At 48.9% G+C, this 425-nt stretch carries 1 protein-coding gene; it reads left to right on the top strand.

The window, feature by feature from the left end; translation table 11 throughout:
* A partial coding sequence (locus AC1DF0_RS32380; protein WP_477577692.1) for an imm11 family protein occupies positions 1-423 on the top strand: 423 nt, incomplete at its 5' end.
* Positions 424-425 lie beyond the last annotated feature (2 nt).

Below are 425 nucleotides of genomic sequence, written 5' to 3'. Positions count from 1 at the left end.
GCGTATGACTGCCTATGGCTACTTGGGGGAGTCCCACTAGTCACTGAGCGACTTGCGAATTTTCTCACCAATCAATCTGCTCAGGACATTCAGCTCATTCAACCTGCTGTCGTCATTGCAGACGGGGAAGAGGTCGACGAAGCTTTTTTCATAGTGAATGCAATCAATACCGTCAACGCGATAGATCAAGGGCAATCTGCCGCTGAACGGGATGATGACGGATCGATCATCTATTTCACTAAAACCTGGTTCCTGGACGATGCTGCCGGCATGCGCGGAATCGCTCGTGAGCCAGAGTCAGGAGACCTTCTGATCTCTCAGCAGTTGGCCGATTCTATGATCGAGAAAAAATTCAAAAGCAACAAAGGCTTGGGTTTCTATATCGCCAACCGCACATTTGTCCCTTATAAAAATCAGGCCTAGGC

The organism is Paenibacillus sp. 05T425, from assembly GCF_056396205.1.
This window is presented reverse-complemented; position numbering and strand designations above follow the sequence as displayed.